Source organism: Aeromonas sp. QDB18 (assembly GCF_027705325.1).
In the GTDB taxonomy this organism is placed as follows: domain Bacteria; phylum Pseudomonadota; class Gammaproteobacteria; order Enterobacterales; family Aeromonadaceae; genus Aeromonas; species Aeromonas caviae.
Map to the genome: position 1 here is coordinate 1 of NZ_JAPDBQ010000328.1, position 875 is coordinate 875.

1 protein-coding gene is annotated in these 875 nt (G+C 56.6%); it reads left to right on the plus strand.

Features of this window, described 5'->3' with window-relative positions; translation table 11 throughout:
• On the plus strand, window positions 1-875 hold an 875-nt coding region (locus tag OKC30_RS21180; RefSeq protein ID WP_270809838.1), incomplete at both ends, for an IS5-like element ISAs13 family transposase.

Consider the following 875-nt stretch of genomic DNA (forward strand, 5'->3'; position numbering starts at 1 on the left):
CGTCGCTTCACCCCATCACCAACTGGCCTACATACAACAAATCTTTGATTAACCGTGGTTCACTCACCTTCTGGGTTGATGCCGAGGCCATGAACAACTGGTTTCACCACGGCCATCATGGGCGGCGGGGCCGCAGCCAACTATACACTGACCAGACCATCTGCACCTTCCTGATGCTCAAGGGGATTTTCAACCTCACTCTGCGGGCCACCCAGGGACTACTCGACTCCCTGTTCGAGTTGATGAACGTACCGCTTTGTGCCCCCGATTACAGCTGTGTCAGCAAGCGAGCACGCACGGTGGCGGTGGCTTATCGACAGCCCTCTAAGGGGCGCATCACTGACTTGGTTATCGATTCGACGGGCCTGAAGGTATTTGGTGAAGGCGAGTGGAAGGTCAGAAAACACGGCGCCGAGAAGCGGCGAGTGTGGCGCAAGTTGCATCTGGCGGTAGACCCGGTGACCCACGATATCGTGGCGGCGGAAGTCTCGCTGGAAAATGTCCATGATGCCGAGGTGTTGCCGACCTTGCTCAACCCACTGCGGCGCAAGCTGGGACGTGTTTATGCGGATGGCGCCTATGACAGCAAAGCCAGCCATCAGCTAATCTCGCGCAAAGGGGCGACAGCCTGTATCCCGCCTCGCAAGAACGCTGGGCTATGGGAAAAAGGACATCCAAGAAATGAGGCTGTGCTGGTGATGCGCAAGGAAGGGCTGGCGCACTGGAAGAAGATATCGGGGTATCACCGTCGCTCGCTGGCGGAAACGGCGATGTATCGGTTCAAGCAGTTGCTGGCGGGGAGAATCAGTCTGCGTAACTACAATGGCCAAGTGGGAGAAGTCATGGCGTATGTCAGTGCCATAAACAAACTGAAT